This is a genomic window from Pseudomonas sp. TWR1-1-4 (genome assembly GCF_049897165.1).
Taxonomy (GTDB): Bacteria; Pseudomonadota; Gammaproteobacteria; order Pseudomonadales; family Pseudomonadaceae; genus Aquipseudomonas; species Aquipseudomonas canadensis.
The window spans coordinates 530,254-553,426 of the sequence record NZ_JAFCVS010000005.1; the positions used below are offsets into that span (position 1 = coordinate 530,254).

Annotated in this window: 16 protein-coding genes; 7 read left to right on the forward strand and 9 right to left on the reverse strand. The window is 59.2% G+C overall.

Features of this window, described 5'->3' with window-relative positions; translation table 11 throughout:
* Nucleotides 1-40: 40 nt before the first annotated feature.
* The 3 genes from pstA to ACP7C6_RS18260 all read right to left on the reverse strand — a co-directional run bounded on the left by pstA (nt 41) and on the right by ACP7C6_RS18260 (nt 5,131).
* On the reverse strand, nt 41-1,711 hold the full coding sequence (gene pstA, locus ACP7C6_RS18250) for a phosphate ABC transporter permease PstA (protein WP_016978635.1): 1,671 nt from the start codon (nt 1,709-1,711) through the stop codon (nt 41-43).
* A 15-nt stretch (nt 1,712-1,726) separates the two neighbouring features.
* Nucleotides 1,727-3,760: an ABC transporter permease subunit gene (locus ACP7C6_RS18255; RefSeq protein ID WP_426109121.1), complete on the reverse strand. Its 2,034-nt coding sequence runs from the start codon at nt 3,758-3,760 to the stop codon at nt 1,727-1,729.
* Between the two features lie 384 nt (nt 3,761-4,144).
* Nucleotides 4,145-5,131: a phosphate ABC transporter substrate-binding protein PstS gene (locus tag ACP7C6_RS18260; protein WP_016978637.1), complete on the reverse strand. Its 987-nt coding sequence runs from the start codon at nt 5,129-5,131 to the stop codon at nt 4,145-4,147.
* A gap of 308 nt (nt 5,132-5,439) precedes the next feature.
* On the opposite strand from ACP7C6_RS18260, the gene ACP7C6_RS18265 reads away from it, so the two are divergent.
* Both ACP7C6_RS18265 and ACP7C6_RS18270 read left to right on the forward strand, forming a co-directional pair.
* Nucleotides 5,440-6,474, forward strand: coding sequence for a helix-turn-helix domain-containing protein (locus tag ACP7C6_RS18265; protein WP_028618511.1), 1,035 nt, complete (start codon nt 5,440-5,442; stop codon nt 6,472-6,474).
* Nucleotides 6,471-6,971: a type II toxin-antitoxin system VapC family toxin gene (locus tag ACP7C6_RS18270; RefSeq protein WP_305383295.1), complete on the forward strand. Its 501-nt coding sequence runs from the start codon at nt 6,471-6,473 to the stop codon at nt 6,969-6,971. The genes ACP7C6_RS18265 and ACP7C6_RS18270 overlap by 4 nt, the downstream gene beginning before the upstream one ends.
* On the opposite strand, the gene ACP7C6_RS18275 is transcribed toward ACP7C6_RS18270, so the two are convergent.
* Entirely contained in the window at nt 6,968-8,257 is a 1,290-nt protein-coding gene (locus tag ACP7C6_RS18275; protein ID WP_122687007.1) for an MFS transporter, read from the reverse strand. The two genes, ACP7C6_RS18270 and ACP7C6_RS18275, sit on opposite strands and share 4 nt — an antisense overlap.
* Before the next feature lie 454 nt (nt 8,258-8,711).
* Between ACP7C6_RS18275 and ACP7C6_RS18280 the strand changes: the two genes are divergently transcribed.
* The 3 genes from ACP7C6_RS18280 to ACP7C6_RS18290 all read left to right on the forward strand — a co-directional run bounded on the left by ACP7C6_RS18280 (nt 8,712) and on the right by ACP7C6_RS18290 (nt 15,837).
* Nucleotides 8,712-9,116 carry an acyl-CoA thioesterase gene (locus ACP7C6_RS18280; RefSeq protein WP_003176975.1) on the forward strand — a complete coding sequence of 135 codons (405 nt, stop codon included), beginning with the start codon at nt 8,712-8,714 and terminating at the stop codon, nt 9,114-9,116.
* Nucleotides 9,117-9,174: 58 nt separating this feature from the next.
* Entirely contained in the window at nt 9,175-10,077 is a 903-nt protein-coding gene (locus ACP7C6_RS18285; protein WP_028618513.1) for a D-hexose-6-phosphate mutarotase, read from the forward strand.
* Nucleotides 10,078-10,179: 102 nt separating this feature from the next.
* Nucleotides 10,180-15,837 carry a hypothetical protein gene (locus tag ACP7C6_RS18290; RefSeq protein WP_426109072.1) on the forward strand — a complete coding sequence of 1,886 codons (5,658 nt, stop codon included), beginning with the start codon at nt 10,180-10,182 and terminating at the stop codon, nt 15,835-15,837.
* Nucleotides 15,838-15,881: 44 nt separating this feature from the next.
* Here the strand turns inward: ACP7C6_RS18290 and ACP7C6_RS18295 are convergent, their stop codons facing one another.
* The 5 genes from ACP7C6_RS18295 to ACP7C6_RS18315 all read right to left on the reverse strand — a co-directional run bounded on the left by ACP7C6_RS18295 (nt 15,882) and on the right by ACP7C6_RS18315 (nt 19,665).
* Nucleotides 15,882-16,418 carry a DUF3299 domain-containing protein gene (locus tag ACP7C6_RS18295; RefSeq protein WP_050587912.1) on the reverse strand — a complete coding sequence of 179 codons (537 nt, stop codon included), beginning with the start codon at nt 16,416-16,418 and terminating at the stop codon, nt 15,882-15,884.
* A 78-nt stretch (nt 16,419-16,496) separates the two neighbouring features.
* The gene (locus ACP7C6_RS18300; protein WP_028618516.1) at nt 16,497-16,742 is read right to left on the reverse strand and encodes a GlsB/YeaQ/YmgE family stress response membrane protein; all 246 of its coding nucleotides are present in this window, start codon (nt 16,740-16,742) and stop codon (nt 16,497-16,499) included.
* A 107-nt stretch (nt 16,743-16,849) separates the two neighbouring features.
* A complete protein-coding gene (locus tag ACP7C6_RS18305; RefSeq protein ID WP_426109073.1) occupies nt 16,850-17,935 on the reverse strand; it encodes a 5-(carboxyamino)imidazole ribonucleotide synthase in 1,086 nt (361 codons plus the stop codon).
* 11 nt (nt 17,936-17,946) lie between these two features.
* Nucleotides 17,947-18,438, reverse strand: a complete 492-nt coding sequence (purE, locus tag ACP7C6_RS18310; protein WP_003176980.1) for a 5-(carboxyamino)imidazole ribonucleotide mutase — start codon at nt 18,436-18,438, stop codon at nt 17,947-17,949.
* 315 nt (nt 18,439-18,753) lie between these two features.
* Entirely contained in the window at nt 18,754-19,665 is a 912-nt protein-coding gene (locus ACP7C6_RS18315) for a LysR substrate-binding domain-containing protein (RefSeq protein WP_028618518.1), read from the reverse strand.
* Nucleotides 19,666-19,847: 182 nt separating this feature from the next.
* Between ACP7C6_RS18315 and aspA the strand changes: the two genes are divergently transcribed.
* Both aspA and ACP7C6_RS18325 read left to right on the forward strand, forming a co-directional pair.
* Nucleotides 19,848-21,272: an aspartate ammonia-lyase gene (gene aspA / locus ACP7C6_RS18320; protein WP_028618519.1), complete on the forward strand. Its 1,425-nt coding sequence runs from the start codon at nt 19,848-19,850 to the stop codon at nt 21,270-21,272.
* 415 nt (nt 21,273-21,687) lie between these two features.
* Nucleotides 21,688-23,133 carry an alanine/glycine:cation symporter family protein gene (locus tag ACP7C6_RS18325; protein ID WP_028618520.1) on the forward strand — a complete coding sequence of 482 codons (1,446 nt, stop codon included), beginning with the start codon at nt 21,688-21,690 and terminating at the stop codon, nt 23,131-23,133.
* The last annotated feature ends 40 nt before the right edge of the window (nt 23,134-23,173 follow it).

A 23,173-nucleotide genomic window follows, 5' to 3' on the forward strand; every position in this document is an offset into this window, starting at 1 on the left:
TGAACCGCAGGCATCGGGCCTGCGGCAAGCAATATTCAGATCAGCTATCCAACGCTTTGTATTTTTCGCGCAGGTGGTTACGAATCCACACCGCCGACAAGTTGAGCGTGGCGATCACCAGCACCAGCAGCAACGCGGTGGCGTACACCAGCGGCCGTGCGGCTTCGACGTTGGGGCTCTGGAAGCCGACGTCATAAATATGGAAGCCCAGGTGCATGATCTTCTGGTCCAGGTGCAGGTACGGGTAGTTGCCATCCAGCGGCAGTGACGGCGCCAGTTTCACCACGCCGACCAGCATCAGCGGCGCCACTTCACCGGCGGCGCGGGCCACGGCGAGGATCATGCCGGTCATCATCGCCGGGCTGGCCATCGGCAGCACGATCTTCCACAGCGTTTCCGCCTTGGTCGCGCCCAGTGCCAGGGAGCCTTCACGTACGGTGCGAGGAATCCGCGCCAGGCCTTCTTCGGTGGCCACGATCACCACCGGCACCGCCAGCAGCGCCAGGGTCAGCGAGGCCCACAACAGGCCCGGCGTACCGAAGGTCGGGGCCGGCAGGGCTTCGGCGAAGAACAGGCGGTCAACCGAACCGCCCAATACATACACGAAGAAGCCCAGGCCGAACACGCCGTAGACGATGGCCGGTACACCGGCCAGGTTGTTCACGGCGATACGGATGACGCGGGTCAGGGTGTTCTGCTTGGCGTATTCACGCAGGTACACCGCCGCCAGCACGCCAAACGGAGTGACGATCATCGCCATGATCAGGGTCATCATCACGGTGCCGAAGATAGCCGGGAAGATCCCGCCTTCGGTGTTGGCTTCCCGTGGGTCATCGCTGAGGAATTCCCAGACCTTGCTGAAGTAGAAGCCGATCTTGGTAATCGTACCCATGGCGTTCGGCTGGTAGGCGTGCACCACTTTGCCGATGCCGATTTCGATTTCCTTGCCGTTGCCGTCGCGAGCGGTCAGCGCGTCGCGGTTGAACTGGGCGTGCAGGTCGGCCAGGCGGGCTTCGATGTCTTGGTAACGGGCATTCAGCTCGGCGCGGTCGGCATCCATGTCGGCCTGGGCGGCGGCGTCGAGCTTGCCTTCCAGCTCCAGTTTGCGGCCGTGCAGGCGGATGCGCTCCAAACCGGCGTTGATCGCGCCGATGTCGGATTTTTCCAGGGTTTTGAGTTGAGCGGCCAGCTTGTTGACGCGATCCACACGGGCCTGCAGCTCCGGCCATGCGGCCTCGCCTTCGGCGATGACTTTACCGTCCTGCTTAACGTTGACCAGGGTGCCGTAGAAATTACCCCACTCACGGCGCTCGATGGTCATCAGGTTCGCCGGCGTGGTCTGGTCCTTGAGCCACTCGCCGACGATCCAGGTGAAGTCGTTGCCGTTCAGGTCACGGTTGCCGACCTTGATCAGCTCGCGGGTCATGAACTCCGGACCTTGGTCCGGCACCGGCAGGCCAGCGCTTTTCAGGCGCTCGCGGGGTACTTCTTCCTTCTGCACCACTTCGCCGATGACGATATGGTTTGCCTGGCCCGGCACGTTGTAGTTGGCCTGGATCAGGTCGGCCGGCCAGAAGTGGCCCAAGCCACGCACGGCGATCACCGCCAGCAAACCAATGGTCATGATGACCGCGATGGACACCGCGCCACCACTGATCCAGACGCCGGGGGCGCCGCTCTTGAACCATCCATTCAGGGAGTTCTGTTTCACAGACTTCTACCTTTCTTAAAGCGACGAGTATTTCTTGCGCAGACGCTGACGAATCAGCTCCGCGAGGGTGTTCATGATGAAGGTGAACAGCAGCAGCACCAGTGCCGAGAGGAACAGCACGCGGTAGTGACTGCCGCCCACTTCCGACTCGGGCATTTCCACTGCGACGTTGGCCGCCAAGGTGCGCAAGCCTTCGAACAGGTTCATCTCCATCACCGGGGTGTTACCGGTGGCCATCAACACGATCATGGTCTCGCCGACAGCGCGGCCCATACCGATCATCAATGCCGAGAAAATGCCCGGGCTGGCGGTCAGGATCACCACGCGTGTCATGGTCTGCCACGGCGTGGCGCCCAAGGCCAGCGAGCCCAGTGTCAGGCCGCGTGGCACGCTGAACACGGCATCTTCGGCGATGGAATAGATGTTCGGGATCACTGCGAAGCCCATGGCCAAACCCACTACCAGAGCGTTGCGCTGGTCGTAGGTGATGCCCAGGTCGTGGGAGATCCACATGCGCATATCGCCGCCGAAGAACCAGGTTTCCAGGTACGGGCTCATGTACAGCGAGAGCCAGCCCACAAACAGGATCACCGGGATCAGGATCGCGCTTTCCCAGCCATCGGGAACGCGCAGACGCAGGGATTCAGGCAAGCGGCTGAAGATGAAGCCGGCGACAAGGATGCCAATCGGCAGCAGCATCAACAGACTGAAAATGCCCGGTAGATGCCCTTCCACATACGGCGCCAGGAACAGGCCGGCGAAGAAGCCAAGGATCACCGTCGGCATCGCCTCCATCAGCTCGATCACCGGCTTGACCTTGCGGCGCAGGCTCGGGGCCATGAAGTAGGCGGTGTAGATCGCTGCCGCAACAGCCAGTGGCGCAGCCAGCAGCATGGCGTAGAACGCCGCCTTCAAGGTGCCGAAGGTCAGCGGGGCCAGGCTCATCTTGGGTTCGAAGTCGGTGTTGGCGGCGGTCGATTGCCAGACGTATTTAGGCTCGTCGTAGTTTTCGTACCAAACCTTGCTCCACAGTGCGCTCCACGATACTTCAGGGTGCGGGTTGTCGAGCATCAGCGGTTGCAGCTTGCCGCCGGCTTCCACGATCACGCGGTTGGCCCGTGGCGACATGCCATACACGCCTTGGCCGTCGACTACAGGGTCGACCAACAGGGTGCGGTGTGCAGTGCTGTGGAACACGCCGAAGTTGCCGGACGCGTCGAGGGCGGTGAAGCCTTTGCGGCGCTCTTCGGCGGAAATTTCCACGATCGGCGTAGTGCCCATCTGGAAGGTGCGGATCTGCTTGAAGCGCTGCTCGCCATCCGGGTCGCGAGCCATGAACCACTGGGCCAGGCCGCCCTTGGAGTTGCCGACGATCAGCGAGATACCGCCCACCAGCTGCGTGCTGGCGGTGACTTCAGCGTTGCCGTCTTCAAGCAATTTGTAGCGACCGTTGAGGCTCTTGTCGCGCAGGCTGAACACGTCGGCCAGGGCGCGGCCGTTGATCACGTACAACCATTGCTGACGTGGGTCGATGAAGATCGCTTTCACCGGCTCGGTCATCTGCGGCAGTTCGATGCGCTTCTGCTCGCTGGTGACTTCGCCGGTCATCATGTTTTCTTCGCGGCTCAGGGACAGCACGTTCAAGTGCGAACCGGCGGAACCCGCAACCACCAAGGTCGAATCGGTGGCGTTAAGGGCGACATGCTCCAGCGGGCGACCGGCGTCATCCAGCACGATCGGCGTTTCACCGTAGGGGTATTCGACCGCAGGCGTAATGGTTTTCTTGCCGTCCGGGTAGGACACCTTATAGGTGTGGCGGAACACCATGGACTGGCCATTGGACAGACCGAGAATCACCAACGGGCTACCGGGCTGGTCTTCACCGATAGAAGCAACGCTGGTGCCGGCAGGCAGTGGCAGGTCGACACGCTTGAGTTCGGCGCCGGTCTCCACATTAAAGAACAACGCCTGGCCCTTGTCGGAAACTCGCATGGCGACTTGGTTCTGCTCTTCGAGGGAGATCATCAGCGGCTTGCCCGCGTCCTGGATCCAGGCCGGGGTCAGGGCGTCTTCCTTGGTCAATGAGGCACCTTGGAACAGCGGCGCGACGACATAAGCAAGAAAGAAGAAAATCAGGGTGATAGCGCCGAGGACGGCGAGGCCGCCGACCAGCACATACCAACGGGTCAGGCGATCCTTGAGCGCGCGAATGCGGCGCTTGCGTTGCAGCTCAGGCGTATTGAAGTCAATGCGCTTGGGGGGAGAAGTCGTCGTCATGGTGGAATTGGCCAGATCATTCATGCGCACACCCTAGCGATCCTGTATGACAGAAAGATGACAGTGCAGTGACGCAACAAAGCCGCCGCGAAGCAAGGCTGGCAGCGGACTAGAAAATTCGGATGCGGGGCCGATACTCCGGCCCCGCAGAGGCAATCAGTTGCCTTCTTTCAGACCCAGGTCAGCCAGGGCCTTGGCGGCGACTTTGGCTGGCAGTGGGATGTAGCCGTCTTTCACCACAACTTCCTGGCCCTGCTTGGACAGAACCAGCTTCACGAACTCAGCTTCCAGCGGGGCCAGAGGCTTGTTCGGGGCTTTGTTGACGTACACGTAGAGGAAACGCGACAGCGGGTATTTGCCGTTCAGGGCGTTTTCTTCACTGTCTTCGATGAAGTCAGTGCTGCCTTTCTTGGCCAGGGCCACGGTTTTCACGCTGGCGGTCTTGTAGCCAATGCCCGAGTAACCGATGCCGTTCAGCGACGAGCTGATCGACTGCACGACCGAAGCCGAGCCCGGTTGTTCGTTCACGTTTGGCTTGTAGTCGCCTTTGCACAGGGCTTCTTCTTTGAAGTAGCCGTAGGTGCCGGATACCGAGTTACGACCGAACAGTTGAACCGGCTTGTTGGCCAGGTCGCCGGTCACACCCAGGTCACCCCAGGTTTTCACGTCGGCTTTGCCACCGCACAGACGAGTCGAGGAGAAGATCGCGTCGACTTGTTCCATGGTCAGGTGCTGGATCGGGTTGTCCTTGTGCACGAACACGGCCAGGGCATCCACGGCAACCGGGATAGCGGTTGGCTTGTAGCCGTACTTCTGCTCGAAGGCCGCCAGTTCGGTGTCCTTCATCTTGCGGCTCATCGGGCCCAGGTTGGAGGTGCCTTCAGTCAGCGCAGGTGGTGCGGTAGCGGAGCCAGCAGCTTGAATCTGGATGTTGACGTTCGGGTATTCCTTTTTGTAACCCTCGGCCCACAGGGTCATCAGGTTAGCCAGGGTATCGGAACCGACGCTGGACAAGTTGCCCGACACACCAGTGGTCTTAACGTAAGCCGGAATTGCCGGATCAACACCAGCGGCCACCGCGTTGGCGGTCGCAACGCCAGCAGCGACAAAAGTCATTGCCGCCATCAAACGTTTCAGTTTCATGCCTTGCTCCTAGCAGATAGGGATAGTTGGATCGGGGCCAAGTATCGGGAGGCCGTGTGAACACTCTATGTCTGCAATGTGACAGTTAGATGAAAGGCCACTATTGAGCGAGAAACTGCCATGACGTGGGGAGCATTGAGAAAGGTTTCTCAAGATCCAACTCGGATTTTTCCGACAGCCCTTTAAGGTTGCCGCTCGGAAGTGCGGCTCCTAACCTGCCAGGGCATCCAGGCTTGAGCCGCAATATCTCACCTCAGGTTGACAAAAATATAGTTAGGCATAGCCTTGTCAACCCAAGGAGAATTTTTATGATTAATGACCGAATTCGCCGCGCAAGGCTGCTACGAGGCCTGTCACTCGAGGCTCTGGCGCTTCAGCTAGGCGATATCACCAAACAAGGCTTGAGCAAATATGAGAAAGGGTTAAGCACTCCCAACTCCAGGCGCCTCCTGCAATTGGCCAAGGCACTGGAAGTAAGCCCGGAGTATTTTTTTCGTCCTGAAGCCTTGCCTCTGGCTCCACTGGAGTTTCGCAAACTGGCCAAAATGCCTCAGTACCGCCAAGTGCAAGTCGAGGAACAGGTCCGCGAGCACCTGGAGCGCTACATCGCCCTTGAAGAATGCTTCGAGCCGTTGGATATCCAGACCGCTAGAACCCCAGCGTACTTATTACCCGTGTCTTCCATAGAAGAAGCCGAGATAGCGGCTGACGAACTACGCAAGTATTGGGGGATAGGCGGCGATCCGATCGCCCACCTGACCGAACAACTGGAAGAACATGGGATCAAGGTGGTGATGCTGGATGGCCCGGATGATTTTGACGGCGCCTGCGTCGCCACCCGTGACGGCGAACATGTCCTGATTGCCTTGAATACCCAGCGTCCGGGTGAACGCATTCGTTTTACCGCGGCTCATGAGTTGGGACATTGGGTCATGCAACTGCCCGAAGAAATGCCAGAGCGCGAAAAAGAGAATTGCTGTCATCGTTTCGCCGGCGCCTTTCTTTATCCAGCTGACGCCGTTACCCGCGATTTTGGTAGCCGCCCTCGCTCGAGAATTCATACTCAGGAACTACTGATCGCCAAGCGTCAGTACGGAATTTCAATGCATGCCGCATTGCGCCGCCTCAAAGATCTCGGTCTGGTAGGTGATACCGGCTACAAACTGCTCACCATCCAATTCAGCACTCATGGTTGGCGCAAGGCTGAACCCGAGCCAATCCCCTGCAAACCACCGCAGCGCTTTGAATCCTTGGTGTTCTGGGCACTGGCGGAAGAGTTGATAACCAGGTCTCGGGCCGCGGAATTACTGCGAAGACCTCTGAAGGCACTGGAGAGTGCATGAGCCTGATCTATATCAGCGATACGAATATCTGGATCGACTTCAGAAATGCCGGACTGCTGGAACAGATGTTCAAACTGCCCTTTACCCTCTGCTGTACCGACTTTGTTTTATATGAGCTGGAAGACATCTTCCACGACGAGTTGCTCGCCCAGGGCCTTTTGGTTGAGTCGTTCGATGAAAGAGGCGTACAAAAATTAGTCAATTTGAAAATTGAGCATGGCAACAGCTCAATGGCTGATGTGTCCTGCTATTTATTGGCTCATACCACGGGTAGGCCATTGCTGACAGGTGATGGGAAACTGCGTCGCCAGGCGCAGAAAGAGGGCATCCAAGTACGTGGCGCCCTCTGGCTACTGGACCTCATGATCGAGCACCACACAATCACCTCATCAGTCGCCGCGCAAGCCCTGGAAAATATGCTTTGGCACGGCGCGAGATTGCCAGGAGCGGAATGCGAAAGCAGGCTCTCACGTTGGCGAGAGCCTGATCAGGATTAGCGTGCGCGCTTCCACAGATACCCACCCACCAACATCCCCATCACACACAGGGCAGCCACATAGTAAGACGGCCCCATCGGGCTTTCCTTCATCAGCAGCGACACCGCCAAGGGCGTCAGGCCGCCGAAAATGGCGTAGGCCACGTTGTAGGAGAACGACAACCCGCTGAAACGCACCACCGGCGGGAAGGCCTTGACCATGACGTAAGGCACTACGCCAATAGTGCCGACGAACAGGCCGGTCAGCGTGTACAGCGGGAACAGCCAGTCCGGGTGAGCGATGAGGCTGTGATAGAGGGTCCAGGAGGTTGCCAGCAACAGCGCGCAACCGACGATCAGCACGCGGCCAGCACCGAAGCGGTCCGCCAGGGCGCCCGAGGCTATGCAGCCCAGGCTCAAGGCGACGATGGCCAGGCTGTTGGCCTGCAGCGCAACGGTGGCGCTGAAGTGATAGACCGTTTGCAGCACGGTCGGGGTCATCAGGATGACAACGACGATACCGGCCGACAGCAGCCAGGTCAGCAGCATCGACAGCACGATGGCACCCCGGTGATCACGCAGTACCGCACGCAATGGCAGCTCGGCGGCCAGGGTCTTGCGTTGCTGCATCTCGGCGAAGATCGGTGTTTCATGCAGCCAGCGGCGCAGGTACACCGACAACAGGCCGAACACGCCGCCGAGCAGGAACGGGATGCGCCAGGCGAAATCCGAGACCTGCTCCGGGCTATAAAGAGTGTTGATCGCGGTGGCCACCAGCGAACCCAGCAGAATGCCGGCAGTCAGGCCGCTGGTCAGGGTGCCGCAGGCGTAGCCGATATGGCGCGGCGGTACGTGTTCGGAGACGAACACCCAGGCGCCTGGCACTTCACCACCAATCGCAGCGCCCTGGATGATGCGCATCAGCAGCAACAGCACCGGTGCCCACAGGCCGATCTGCGCGTAGGTTGGCAGCAGGCCCATGATCAGGGTCGGCACGGCCATCATGAAGATGCTCAGGGTGAACATCTTCTTGCGGCCAAGCAGGTCCCCGAAGTGCGCCATGATGATGCCGCCCAGGGGGCGGGCCAGGTAGCCGGCGGCGAAGATGCCAAAGGTCTGCATCATGCGCAGCCATTCGGGCATGTCCACGGGGAAGAACAGTTTCCCGACCACGGTGGCGAAAAACACGAAAATGATGAAGTCATAAAACTCCAGCGCCCCGCCCAAGGCAGACAGCGACAGGGTTTTGTAGTCGTTGCGGGTCAGCGGGCGCGAAGGTTGCGCACTGCTTGCGGGCACGGAGGACATGGCAAGGCTTCTCTTATAGTAATCAGGACGGCAAGCGGGACTTGCGGCAGGTTTGGCAAGATAGCAAATCGCTAGAAAAAGCACAGCGTTGAGCGAATAACAGTTCAAAGGCGCGGAATATTCCCGTTTCCTGCTCTTTATCTGCGCCTAGAAGCACAGTTGCCGGAAAAAGCCGCGATACAGCCGCTAAATGCCGACCAAATGAGCCTCCAGAGGTCGTCGTGGCGTCAGGGTCTCGATATACTCGGCCCTTGCAAGCGCAAGAACCGCAGTCTTGAGGGGCTGCTGTGCCAAGACGTCGTTGGGTGCCATCCAGCCGATTTGGCAGAGTTTCCCTTTAGTACGCCTTACGAGAAACGCATCACGCGGTGTATGTTGGTGCTGAAACGTTTTTTTCGAAGACGGCTATCCACTTGAAATACCCATGAAGCGTTACGGGTCAGAGGCCCTCGGCATGATCGAACTCGAACAAGAAGATCCTATCCCGCAAGGCGATCTCGCCCTGCAAATCACCGCGCTCCCGCGTGAAACCAACGGTTTTGGCGACATCTTCGGCGGCTGGCTGGTCGCGCAGATGGACCTGGCCGGCACGGCCATGGCCAGCAAGGTCGCAGGTGGGCGTGTGGCAACCGTGGCCATTGATCGCATGGCGTTCCTGGTACCGGTCGCGGTGGGCGCGCAGCTCTCCTTTTATACCCAGGCCCTGGAAATCGGCCGCAGCTCGATCCAGATGATGGTCGAAGTGTGGAGCGACGACCCGCTGTCCAGCGAATGGCGCAAAGTGACCGAGGCGGTATTTGTATTCGTCGCCATCGACGGCAGCGGTCGCACGCGCTCGGTTCCGTCGCGCGCACGTTAAACCTCGCCGGGATTTGACGGTCAATTGCCCCATTGCCTGCCATGAAGAGTGCTTTGTTATGCCGACGCCCCACGTTGAAACCGTGAAAATCGACGAGCTGGACTGCTGGCGCATTCGCCACAACGGCGCCGAACTGATGGTGGCCCAGCAGGGCGCGCACATCTTCAGTTACGGACGCGATGGCGAACAGCCACTGATCTGGCCGAACCCTGAAGCGGTGTTCAAGAAGGGCAAGGGCATTCGGACCGGCGTGCCGGTGTGCTGGCCGTGGTTTGGTGTATTCGACCGCAACCCGCAGAGCGTCAAGGCGATGCGTCAGAGTGACCAGCCCGCCGGCGCCCACGGTTTCGTGCGCACCGCGTTGTGGGAATTGGCCGCAACCGAGCTTGGAGGTGAAGCGCTCCGCGTGGATCTGGTGCTGCCGACCCCGGCAGGCGGTTTTCCTGGCTGGCCCCATCAGGTCGACCTGACACTGAGCCTGCTGCTGGATGAGCAACTGCATATCCGCCTGACCAGCCATAACCGTGGCACCGACACGGTAACCCTCAGCCAGGCGCTGCATACCTACTTCGCCGTCAGCGATGTGCGCAATGTGCAGGTCGAAGGCCTGGACGGGCGTGCCTATATCGACACCGCCGATGGCTGGACCGAGAAGACACAATCGGGCCTGCTGCACTTCACCGCCGAGACCGATCGCATCTACCTCGACACGCCGTCGCAACTGAATATCGTCGACAAAGACTGGCAGCGCCGTATTCAGCTCACTGCCGAGGGCTCGAAGTCGACGGTGATCTGGAACCCCTGGACCGAGCGCGCCAAGGCTTTCGACGACATGGCCGACGATGGCTGGCCAGGCATGCTGTGCATCGAGACGGCGAATGTGCTGGATGACGTGGTGGTGTTGGCACCAAGTGAAAGGCACACGCTGCAGGTGAGCATCACAGCGATACCTGCGGGTTAATCGCTGCGCTGCGCGGTGGACGGGGACATTACTTATATAGGACCGCGTGTCTGAACGGCCTCGCTAGAGTGCGAAATCGCATCTAATAGCAGAGGCAACACGATGATCCCCTCTCCCCAGGAAGTAACGCAACAGTCTCCCGCCGACGTGGCCGAACTCATGGCCACGTGCAATAACACACTTATCGCGACCCTCAGCGCTCAGCCCTCACTGACCTTTTGCGCCAATAAGCGAGTGTTGGAAGAAATCAACGGATTGTTTGATCGGTATTCAACCCAGCACATCTACCTCAAAACTCCAGAAGACACTTTGACAGGCCCGCCCACCGAACAGGACCGCGCACTGATAACCCTAGTGAACAATGCATTGCATCAATGCCGGATTCCGGATTATTACAGCCCGCGTCATGACGTCTATATCTATAAAAACAACACCTTCACTCGGCTCGACGACACAAGCCAGCTAACCATCAGAACCCTGATAAATACCTTGCTGGAACCTGACCATTATCTGAATAGCCTCAACCAATACTGGAACGCCAATCACAGCGCAACCGAGCAAACCAATCAAAGCTTCATCGCTAAAACCGTCGCGCTGCTGATTCAGTGCGAGGCATCATTGAGATTCGAAACAGCCTCACTTGAGCCCGCCAGCGTTGCGCTGGTGCGGCAGCTGAGTACCCCCACCTCGCCAGAACCGCTGAATTTATTTCACCTCGGCTTTCAAGATACGGCGCATACCGACGAAATCGCGCTGGTCGGTGCATTTGCCATCAGCACGTGGGCACCGAACGAGCACCCAACCGCCAACCCCACAGTGCTCTACCTGCCAGGCCAGCGCTTGGCTGAATTTGCCAGCCCGACCGCGCTGAAAATACATCTGACAACGCTTCTGAAAAGCGTGCGTGGGCGTGAGCAATTGCTGATCAGCGTTGCACATCGTCAACATTCGGCGTTAGAAAGCCTGACGCAAAGAGCCAGCCAGGATGGGAGCGTCAACCTGGTTCCTGTCACTGCCGTCGAGCATTTTTTCGAGCATCAGATCAGCCTGCTCATCACCAAGCAACGCCAGGATATCGAACACCACTGGTCCGTCAGCCGCAGCGCCCAGGGCGGCGTCACTGAACGGATCAACCGGTCGGCGAACCTTGCACCGTTGCTGGATTTCAGCGAGGCCATCGAACGACACGCCCGCCCACTCTTAACCCTCAGCACACAACGCAGGGAGGCGACGCGCGCCGCTCAGCAACGGCTGATACAGCAACAAACCGACCGATCAATTGATTTCATTGGCTTGCTCGCACAGTTGAAAAGCCTCCAGGCACAGACTGCACCGCAGCCATTGGCGCATCAGTTCTTTACACCTCATCGCCAATCTCCGCTGTACAAAGCCTGCGCGCAGGCCGTGACCGTTTTGCAGAAGCTCAAGAATGACACCGACTTTACAACCTGGCTGAGCACATGGCCGAGCAAGACCGAGGCCGGTTTGGGCGCCTGGTCCATACTCGCAAAGCTCATCAGTAACCAGCCAGCTATTGTGGATTCGCCGCTGACTCGCTTTACCATTCAGGGCAAGCCGCTGCCCCTGAGCGAAGTGCCCACTTACTGGAGAAATGATGTTCACACTCTGATAGCGGCGCGGCGAGACATTGGTGGTATTCGAGAGGACGGTACTGTCCAGTTTGATCTTGCACTCAAGTTCTACGGTGTCCATATCGCCACCGATAGCCCGCTCCAACTTGTAATCGAGCGACTGCAGGAGCGCGCCGCCACGCTATCGCTAGAGATAGATGACGACAGGCTGCCTTTTGATGAACTCATTGACGAGCAAGGAGATGCCAGCCTGCAACGGCGGTTTTTTGAACGTCAATCGATAGGTAAGAAACCGATATTCGAACAACTGACCGAAGGTTTTCTGACGCCACAACGCGAAGCACAAGCGTTGAAGACGCCCACGGTGGTACTCGAACAATGGCTCAATACCCCGCAATGCCTTGAGTTTGGAAGCCAACTGGTCAAGGCATTGGATTGGTATACCGTCAAAGATGAAACACCACCGGTAAAAGTGCTGCGCGACTTGGTCTGGCGGGCACTATGGCTGAATTTTGAACGCCCTGCAGACCGCGCTCGAGTGACCGTCGCCGGAGAAGAAATAGCAACGCCACGTCACTGGGGCCACAGCTATCACTATATTCGTCAACAAATTGAGCGGTCCCTGAGCGCCAAACACCAACTCACTCCCGCAGGTGTGCAACTGGCCATGCGCCTGCTGCAACGGGGTTCTGCTGCAGAAATCTGGGTGAGAGGCATTCCCGACGATTTGCGTTACGCCAGCTCCATCGCCTGGGTGAATTTCAAGGCTGGCGTGATGCTTGCGCAAGCCATTGCACCCGATGCTGCGCAACACATGACCTTCCAACAATTGCTCGAGTTACTCGCGACAGCAAGCCGGGATGCCACGCCCGAGCAAAAAATGGTCATCTCGATAGCCAGGTTGGGGCCAACGCTGGAATGGGCCCAAGCCAATGGCGTATTGACGTCGGCAAAAACTGACTTTACCCCTGAACAAGTCCAATTGGCCGTAGAAGCCTTGGAGCAACACGAACAGGAAATGATTCAGGCAACCGAAACGATTTCTCAAGCACCACCTGGCCGCTGGCGCTTCACCACGGATGACGCCTTCGACGTGGGGTTTAGTGACTACCTGAGCGGTGTCAAAGCAGCCTACCAAACCTTGATCAGGGCCTTGCTACCCAACCTGTCATTGCTTGATCGCACCGCGATCGAAAACGGCGAGGTAACGTTGTATGCCCTGCGCCAAGAGATTCGCGGCCTGCAGGTTGGGCAAGAAAACGCGCAGAACATCGCTGCCGCCAGAGGCCGCCACGGCTTCATCATCCGGGCCCAAGTGAAGCACCGCACCACTTATTATGAGGTGTTCCCTCGGGCGGCAATCATCCGTGCACGCCCGGATATTAAAACGCTGACGATCAATGGCAATGTTGTCGTGGAAACAACAGGCGGCTCAAGCCGTTCGGGCAAAGGAACCTTTCGGCGCGCGACCGCCATGCCGTTCGACTGGGAAGCCTACCAACACAGCCGTCGTCCTCGAGACGGTGAGTCCAGCCTGGTGATCGCCGAGCAGATCGGCCAGGTGTTACCCGCCACCGCGCCCGCCCCTTCGGAAACTATGTGGGAAGCACAATCATTGTCTTCAGTGCGCAGTCGAGCACTGGCAGCCATCGTTGCCAATGATCTATTTCACACTGACGAATCTCAGCTCAAATTGACCGCCAAGCGTAACGTTGACGTGCTTGATACCGCGCAACAAACCGTTGACGACTTTCTCTACTACGCCAAGATGCTGGTGCCCTTCTGGGGCGGCGTCGAGGACATCGCCTCGGGCGATCCGCAACGCGTGGAGAGAGGGGCGTTGTCATTGTTCACCGACTTGATCTCCTTCGCGGCTCCCATTGGTAAATACGTCGGCGGTTCGGCACGCTTAATTGCACAAGCCGGGAGAATCAGTTTTCAGGCAGCGCTACCGAAGTTCGCAACCCTCACCAAAACGTTTTTACTGGGCGCCATCAGAGAGCTAAACCCGCTCGAAGCGGTGCCAGCTCTGCTCAAACTCGGAGGCTTGGGTGGGTTGCGGCTCAGCGCTGCAGTTGGGCGTCAGGTGGATGCAGGCCTGGCGTTGTTCAGAAAAGCGCTGGGCAAACCAACGATCGCACCCACTGGCCGAACGCTACAGTCGGTAGACCCGCGAGTCTGGAACCCCCTTGAAACGCAGGACAGTCTGTTTACCGTGGCAGGCGTCGATCATATTCCCATGCGCAGTGTCGGCACCGATCTGTTGCCCGAATATCGCCTGATCGATCCACTGACCAATGCAGTCTTCGGCCCCCGGTACATCCCATGGGGCGAATGGGGCCTGCAACAAATCCCGGATCTTGACGACTACATCGCGCGCGTCTCGCATGAGCAAGCCATGGAATTCAGCCGTCGGGACAACGGCATCTACGATGGAAAAAATCAGCAGAGCTATGTGCGTGCCCGCGGACAGTGGTACGTCGTCGACACCCGCCACAGCCTCACAGGTGAGGTCGAGTTCTATATCGTTCACCCGCGCAACAAGACACGCCCTGCTTACCGCGTCGTCAACAAGGACGGGGGTTGGGTCCCGGTCGACCAAAGTGGACATGCCGGGGGAAGGCTAGAGGAGCTTAGAAAAGCCAATGCCAAACAGGATGCGCACTACGAACAAATGTTCGTGAAGGTTGAGGCCTCTACAATCCTGCTGGACCAGGCGATTCGATCAACCGAATTCAATACGATACATTTGCTGTTTGATAAAGCGTTCCTACACTTGGAGACCGCTCAAGAATTGGGCCTGGTATACGCAAAGCACGGTAGCTTTCCAGTATTCAAACCCAAGGAATTCGTTACCACACCGGACCTTGGCAGGGCTCGGCTGATCGATTCCATTGAAAAAGCTGACAATCTTGGTCCGCGTTATGCGGCAATCATTGATAACCTGGAAGGCTATTTGGAGGCCCAGCAAAAAAGTCTTCAACGGTTGATAGAGGCCAACATATTCGATAAGCAAGATGCCGTACTTAAACAGCTTACCGATTTTCTCGACGCTAAACGGAAGGTCGTTAACACCATAATCGAGCAGACCAAGGTGTTAAAGTCGTTGCTGGACGAAGAGCTGGAAAACATGCTCGACGTTCTGGAAAAACTCCCGGTGAAAAAACTCCCGGTGAATACAGCCGGGCCATCACGCATCCCCTCCGTACCGCCTGGCACGCCGAAACCACCGTCCACCCCCCCTCTGCCGCCGGCGCCCCCAAATGCTGAGCCGAAAAATCGCATCTCAATACTGATTGCCGGCGACGACCCCCTCACAACCATAACCGTACTCGCCAAGCCCAGAGCCGGGAACAGTGACATCGCAGACGTCCTCGACAGTCGTGGTCAGCGCCTCAACACCTATATCAGGGTCGGCGAAGACAAGCTCTGGCTCAAATCCAACATCCAGATCAAAGAGCCGAGTGCGCCAGCATCTTCCAACCAAACAACTATCACGCAGGAACTGAACGCTGCCGCCAGGAAAATGCAATATTTGATTGAAGAGTATGATGACCTCATCGTGTTTTACAGGAAAAGCACGTCGGCCGAACCAGCGGGTGCCGAAGCGCTCATCATGTCCGGCGCGACCAAGCTCAATCAAGGCGCCGATGACCTTCAGGCGGCCTGCAGTGCCATCACCGATGAGGCAACCCGACAAGGCCTGCTGGCGCAAGCGACCCGCTTCAGGGAGAACGCCACCCGCTATAACCTCATGGCGAAAGCGTTGCGTCTGGAGCTGATTTCCAAGCAAGCCCCCAATGGCAACGCCCTGGCGTTCTTGCACAGTCAACCGGGTGTGCTGAGCCTCCGTAAAACCCTGGACCGAGTAGCAGGCACCCGACAGATACAAAAGCCGGGCGGCCGAACCTGGATAAAAGTTCCAGACTTCCTGGACGAGTTTGAGATTCGCGTGAGAGACAAGCCCTGGGCCTACGCTCACATGCACTTTGAACAGGCCTCCCACACCGTCCCCGGCAAAATCCATCTAAAGACACCGGCACAGCGATCACTGGGGGCAAACGCTCAAACCAATGCTGCTCGCGAAGGCTCGCGCCTGGATATTCATCGTGCAGAGATCTATTGGCCACAGGCCAGGCGGGTGTTTTACCCAGCGTTGCCAGAATGACTCGACACACTTGTGATCGCACAAGCAGGGTGGTCGACAATGGGTTAAAGATCCGACTCCTTGACCGCCCGCACTTTCACCGCATCCAGGGCATAGGCCGCATCGGCCAGGTCATTGTTGACCTTCTCGACTTTGAGGGTGCCCGTGACCCACAGCGGTGTGTAGATATCATCCAGCGTCAATCCCTTGGGATAACGCACCAGCACCAGTTGGTTAGGCGGCGGCGGTGGCACGTGGATGCATGCACCTGGGTACGGCACCAGGAAGAACAAGGTGCTGCGGCCCTTAGCGTCGGTTTCCAGCGGCACCGGGTAACCGCCGATGCGGATGCTCTTGCCGTTCATGGCGGCCACAGTCTTGGTGGAATACATCACCGCCGGTAAGCCTTTGCTCTGCTTCAGGCCACCTTTGTCAGTGAAGGTGCCCTGGGCTTCGGGGGAGTTGTGGTCGATCTCGGGCATGGCTTCGAGGGCTTTCTGGTCGGAAAGCGGCATCAGGTCCAGCCAGTCGGTTTCCGGCAATTCGCCAGCGTGCGCAAGGCCGGAGCCCAGCAAAAGAAGAGTCAACAGAAGACGGCGCATGGAGAGGCTCGGCAAGTACAAGTGCCGAGCATTCTAGCCCTCTGCGCCTGCGCAGCGCAGAGGGCTTTGTCGCTTAACTCATTTCTTTTTCAGCAGACCGTAGATCACCAGCAGCACGATGGCACCGATCAGCGCACCGATAAAGCCGGCGCCCTGGCCCGCCTGGTAGATGCCCAGGGCCTGACCACCGTAGGTCGCGGCCAGGGAGCCGGCGATACCCAGCAGGATGGTCATGATCCAGCCCATGCTGTCGTCGCCTGGCTTCAGGAAACGCGCGAGCAGGCCGACGATCAAGCCGATAAAGATGGTTCCGATGATACCCATGGCATTTCCCTCTGATTGAATGTGAGTCATGGCAAAGCCTAGTCAGGCTTTGCCATCCTGCAATCAGAGAGACGGCGGCAACCAATGGTTCCCGCCGACCCGAGGCTTTATTGCTCGGCGATCAGCGCTTCAACCTTGAGGATCTGCGCTTCCAGCGTTGCGCGGTCCTTGCAACGCAGGTTAGCGTGGCCGACCTTGCGCCCGGCCTTGAAGGCCTTGCCGTAGTGGTGCAGGTGGCAGTCGTCGATGGCGATGACTTTTTCCACCGCAGGCACGGTGCCGATGAAGTTGAGCATGGCGCTCTCGCCGACCTTGGCCGTGGAGCCCAGTGGCAAGCCCGCTACCGCCCGCAGGTGGTTTTCGAACTGGCTGCACTCGGCGCCTTCGGTGGTCCAGTGCCCGGAGTTGTGCACGCGCGGAGCGATTTCGTTGGCCTTGAGGCCACCGTCGACTTCAAAGAACTCGAACGCCATCACGCCGACGTAATCCAGCTGCTTGAGCACACGGCTGGAATAATCTTCCGCCAGGGCCTGCAACGGGTGGTCGGTGCTGGCCACGGACAGCTTGAGGATGCCGCTGTCGTGGGTGTTGTGCACCAACGGGTAGAAGCGGGTTTCGCCATCACGAGCACGCACGGCGATCAGCGAGACTTCGCCAGTGAACGGCACGAAGCCTTCCAGCAGGCAGGCAACGCTGCCCAGCTCGGCAAAGGTGTCCACCACATCAGCGGCGGTGCGCAGGACTTTCTGGCCCTTGCCGTCGTAACCCAGGGTGCGGGTTTTCAACACGGCCGGCAGGCCGATGCCGGCAACGGCAGCGTCCAGGTCTGCCTGGGACTGGATGTCGGCGAAGGCTGGGGTCGGAATGCCCAGATCCTTGAACATGCTTTTCTCGAACCAGCGGTCGCGAGCGATGCGCAGGGCTTCGGCGCTCGGGTACACCGGCACGAACTGCGACAGGAAGGCCACGGTTTCAGCCGGGACGCTTTCGAACTCAAAAGTCACCAGGTCGACTTCGTCGGCCAGTTGGCGCAGGTGGTCCGGGTCGCTGTAGTCAGCCCGCAGGTGTTCACCCAACGCGGCCGCGCAGGCGTCCGGGGCCGGGTCCAGGAAAGCGAAGTTCATCCCCAGCGGGGTTCCCGCCAGGGCCAGCATGCGGCCCAGTTGGCCGCCACCGATTACACCGATTTTCATCGTCAACAACCTCAGGCAATGCGTGGGTCTGGATTGTCCAGCACGCTGTCTGTCTGCTCAGCACGGAATTTTTTCAGCACCGCATGGAATTGCGGGTGCTTGGCGCCCAGGATGCTGGCGGACAACAGCGCGGCGTTGATCGCGCCCGCTTTGCCGATAGCCAGCGTGGCCACCGGGATCCCGGCCGGCATCTGCACGATGGACAACAGCGAATCCACGCCCGAGAGCATCGCCGACTGCACCGGTACACCGAGCACGGGCAGGTGGGTCTTGGCCGCACACATGCCGGGCAGATGCGCTGCACCGCCGGCACCGGCGATGATCACCTCGATGCCACGGGATTCTGCTTCATCGGCATACTGGAACAGCAAATCCGGAGTGCGGTGGGCGGAGACCACTTTCACTTCGTAGGGAATGCCGAGTTTTTCCAGCATATCGGCGGTGTGGCTAAGGGTGGACCAATCGGACTTGGAGCCCATGATCACGCCAACCAATGCACTCATCGTCGTGCCTCTTCTCTCTGGGCGCCCGCAGGCGCGTCAAAAAACAACAAGCCACGCGGGAAATCCGGCGTGGCTTGGTGTACGAATTAAGGCCGGTTGGACCGGCCGAAGGCCGCGCAGTATACCGTAATAATGCAGATAAACAGCCCCTTGAATGACCATCTGTCCAGTGGCGCAAAGCGGCGGTTTTATTGACTTTGAGGTCAGCGAAAGCACCCCACTCCTTGTAGGAGCCGGCTTGCCGGCGAAAGCGGTTTGCCAGCCACTATAAGGCTCGCCGACCCACCGTGATCGCCGGCAAGCCGGCTCCTACAGTCAGGCGCGTTCGGCAGCGGCCCCACCTTCCAACTTGCGCCACAACAATCGCACATTTGCCTTACGTACCAAGGCACAGCGATACAGGCGAATTTCCAGCGGAACATGCCATTGCGGGCCGCCGCACACCACCAGCTCACCGCGCGCCAACTCCGCCCGTACGCTCAGTTGCGGCACCCAGGCGATGCCCAGCCCTTCCAAAGCCATGCTCTTGAGGCTGTCAGCCATGGCGGTTTCATACACGGTGGTGAAGCGTAGGGCGCGCTGGCGCAACAGCAGGTGCACCGAACGGCCAAGAAACGCACCGGCGCTATAGGCCAACAACGGCACGCTGCCCTCGCCTTCCAGGTCGAACAGCGGCTTGCCATCGGCATCGGCGGCGCATACCGGCAGCATTTCAGTGTTGCCCAGGTGCAGGGAGGGGAAGATTTCCGAGTCCATCTGCATCGCCGCATCCGGATCGTAGAACGCCAGCATCAGGTCACAACCGCCTTCGCGCAGGGCATGCACGGCATCACCGACGTTAGTGGCGACCAAACGCGTGGCAATGTTCAAGCCTTCGTTACGCAATTGCGCAATCCAGCGTGGGAAGAAACCCAGCGCCAAGGAGTGAGCCGCCGCCACTTGCATGACTTCGCCCTGCCCGCCTTCCAAGTGATGCAAATGGCGCAGCACTTCACCGAGCTGCTCGACCACTGTGCGCGCAGTGACCAAGAACAACTGCCCTGCCGCCGTCAGCTCCACCGGCGTGCGCGAGCGGTTGACCAGGGTCAGGCCCAACGCCGCTTCAAGGCTGCGGATACGGCGGCTGAACGCCGGCTGGGTCACGAAGCGTCGCTCTGCCGCCTGGGAAAAGCTGCGGGTGGCCGCCAAGGCGCTGAAGTCTTCCAGCCATTTGCTCTCAAGGTTCATTGCTGCCTCCCGTGGATACGCACCATTTTGGCACACACGCCCGCCATGATAACCGGGTCACACCTGCATTATGCCGTTTGTGCATAGGCCAGTGTTTAACAGCATTGGCCCAAAAACTTCCACAAGCCTAGCATTCGCAGCGTTCCGGCCAGTTCCGGGTCCCTATCGAGATGATTTCCGTCATGTCCTCTGCTGCATCATTCCGTACCGAAAAAGACCTGCTTGGCGTACTTGAAGTACCGGCTCAAGCGTATTACGGCATCCAGACCCTGCGAGCGGTGAACAACTTCCGCCTCTCGGGCGTTCCGATTTCGCATTACCCGAAATTGGTGGTCGGTCTGGCAATGGTCAAGCAAGCGGCGGCTGACGCCAACCGCGAGCTGGGTCAGCTCAGCGAAGCCAAGCACGCTGCCATCAGCGAAGCCTGTGCCCGTCTGATCCGCGGCGATTTCCATGAAGAGTTCGTGGTGGACATGATTCAAGGCGGCGCTGGCACTTCAACCAACATGAATGCCAACGAAGTCATCGCCAACATCGCGTTGGAGGCCATGGGCCACAACAAGGGCGAATACCAGTACCTGCATCCGAACAACGACGTGAACATGGCGCAGTCGACCAACGACGCCTACCCAACCGCGATCCGCCTGGGTCTGCTGCTGGGCCATGACGCGCTGCTGGCCAGCCTCGACAGCCTGATCCAAGCCTTCGCCGCCAAAGGCGTCGAGTTCGGCCATGTGCTGAAAATGGGCCGCACCCAATTGCAAGACGCCGTGCCGATGACCCTCGGCCAGGAATTCCGTGCCTTCGCCACCACCCTGAGCGAAGACCTGGCCCGTCTGAAAACCTTGGCACCAGAGCTGCTGACCGAAGTGAACCTGGGCGGCACCGCCATCGGCACCGGCATCAACGCCGACCCACGCTACCAGGCCCTGGCCGTACAACGCCTGGCCACCATCAGCGGCCAGCCGCTGGTGCCGGCAGCCGACCTGATCGAAGCCACCTCTGACATGGGCGCCTTCGTGCTGTTCTCCGGCATGCTCAAGCGTACCGCGGTGAAGCTGTCGAAGATCTGCAACGACTTGCGCCTGCTCTCCAGCGGCCCACGTACCGGCATCAACGAGATCAACCTGCCGGCCCGCCAGCCAGGCAGCTCGATCATGCCCGGCAAGGTCAACCCGGTGATCCCGGAAGCCGTGAACCAGGTTGCATTCCAGGTCATCGGTAACGACCTGGCCCTGACCATGGCAGCCGAAGGCGGCCAATTGCAGTTGAACGTGATGGAGCCGCTGATCGCCTTCAAGATCTTCGACTCGATCCGCCTGCTGCAACGCGCCATGGACATGCTGCGCGAGCACTGCATCGTCGGCATCACCGCCAACGAAGCACGCTGCCGCGAACTGGTCGAGCACTCCATCGGCCTGGTCACCGCGCTGAACCCGTACATCGGCTATGAAAACGCCACCCGCATCGCCCGTATCGCCCTCGAAAGCGGCCGCGGCGTGCTGGAACTGGTGCGTGAAGAAGGCTTGCTCGACGATGCCATGCTCGACGACATCCTGCGCCCCGAAAACATGATCGCTCCACGTTTGGTCCCGCTGAAGGCCTAAGTGTTTGTTGCACCGCTCACCAGGTTGAGGGACTAGACACCTCTCACCTTTTGAGGGCCTGAAGGCTCGTTCTTCAGGCCCTTTTTTTTGCTTGTAGGAGCGAGCTTGCTCGCGAAAAACGGCAAGACACCACGTCCATCCAGGAGGTACGCATTATCGTTCACGACCTTCGCGAGCAAGCTCGCTCCTACAAACCTTTAATCGCCTCGGGCAGACGGATCCCGTTCGCCTAGGTATAGTGCCGCCCCTCTTCGCGTCTGCGGCCGTCGGTAACGAGGCCCGGATACAGCGCGAAACCGCATGAATAACAACCCGCAAAAGGATTGGGGTCGAACTGCCGCGCACTGCCTGGTGCCATGCGGCGTGGTCGGACCGTCCTGCGTTTGCCATTAGAAAAATCAGCGAGGAACACTCCATGCTCGAAGTCATCAACGACTTCCTCTCAGGGAAAGTACTGATCGTGCTCATTGTCGGGCTCGGCGGTTATTTCACGATTCGCTCGCGTTTCGTTCAACTGCGTCACTTCTTCCACATGTTCTCGGTGTTCAAAGACAGCCTGAAGAGCAGCTCCGGTCAGCTCAGCTCCTTCCAGGCGCTGATGCTCAGCCTGGCCGGCCGTGTGGGTGCAGGCAACATTGCCGGCGTCGGCATTGCCGTGACCCTGGGTGGCCCCGGTGCCGTGTTCTGGATGTGGGTCACCGCGTTGGTGGGCATGTCTTCGAGCTTCATCGAGTGCTCCCTCGGCCAGTTGTACAAACGCACTGACGCCGAAGGCACCTTCCGTGGCGGCCCGGCCTACTACATCCAGCACGGCCTGCAGAAGCGCTGGCTGGGTATGGTCATGGCCTTCCTGCTGCTGGTGACCTTTGGTTTTGCGTTCAATGGCCTGCAAGCCCACGCCGTGACTCACTCGCTGAACAACGCCTTCGGCCTCGACACCACCTACACCGGCCTAGCGCTGGCTGTATTGCTGGGCCTGGTGTTCATCGGCGGGATCAAGCGTATTGCCTCGATTGCCGACCTGCTGGTGCCGGTCAAGACCTTGGTGTACATCGCCGTGACCCTGTATGTGATCGTGCTGCAATTCGACCACGTTCCGGCCATGCTCGCGACCATCGTCAAGAGTGCTTTCGGTCTCGACCAAGCCTTCGGTGGCCTGGTCGGCAGTGCAATTATCATGGGCGTAAAGCGCGGCGTATTCGCCAACGAAGCCGGTCTGGGCAGTGCGCCTAACGTGGCGGCGGTGGCTTCCGTGGAGCACCCGATCGCCCAGGGCGTGGTTCAGGCGTTCAGCGTGTTCCTCGACACCTTCGTGATCTGCACCTGTACTGCGCTGCTGATCCTGCTTTCCGGCTTCTACACCCCAGGCTTTGAAGGCGACGGCATTGCCCTGACCCAGAACTCCCTGGCCGCTGTGGTCGGCGACTGGGGGCGCATGTTCATCTCCGTGGCCCTGGCGTTGTTCGTGTTCACTTCGATCATGTACAACTACTACCTCGGCGAGAGCAACCTGCGCTTCCTGGTCGGTAACAACCGCAAGGTGCTGATGGGCTACCGCGCACTGGTGCTTGTGTTGATTTTCTGGGGTTCCATCGAGAACCTGAGCACCGTGTTCGCCTTCGCTGACATCACCATGACCATGCTCGCGTTCGTCAACCTGTTCGCCCTGGCGTTCCTGTTCAAGATCGCCATGCGCATCCTGAACGACTACGACAACCAGCGCGCAGCGGGCATCAAGACCCCGGTGTTCGATTCCAGTCAATTCCCTGACCTGGACCTGGACCGTAAGGCCTGGCCGGCCAATCCGGTAAAACCGGAAGCGGCGCCATCGGCAGAGCTGAACGCTCAAACGCAACGCTAAGCGTAGATAGATGACACGCCGCCTCGCCTTGGGCATGCTC